1 protein-coding gene is annotated in these 368 nt (G+C 43.8%); it reads right to left on the minus strand.

The genetic code is table 11. The features are described from left to right. Positions 1 to 90: 90 nt before the first annotated feature. On the minus strand, positions 91 to 368 hold a 278-nt coding region (locus ACXAGX_RS20585; protein WP_474840717.1), incomplete at its 5' end, for a type II toxin-antitoxin system RelE/ParE family toxin.

A 368-nucleotide genomic window follows, 5' to 3' on the forward strand; every position in this document is an offset into this window, starting at 1 on the left:
CCGCTCGCGGGCTCGCTGGGACACAAACACTGCGGCTGTGTCACTTCGTTCCGATTATAGCCGCCGTGTTTGCGCCCCTAAGCAGCGCGTTCAGTTGCCTACAGGAAATTTTTGCTTCTGGTGTAAAACCCTTAGAATATGAATTACGTCTTCTCTTATGAAGTACGAAACAATCATTGACACCTCTGGGATAATTAAAAGCCGTCCAGGTATTCCTTCTCTTTCAACGCCCATCAACGGTTGCTGTATCAAGTTTTCAACTTTAGTCTCAATAATAGTGTCAGTTTTTTCAGCAGCAAGTGGGTTAAATTCGTATAAAAATTCGAAAATCACTTCTCGATCGTCCAATGAGTCTTTTTCCCAAACGA

This window comes from Alteromonas sp. ABV4_515 (genome assembly GCF_056160345.1).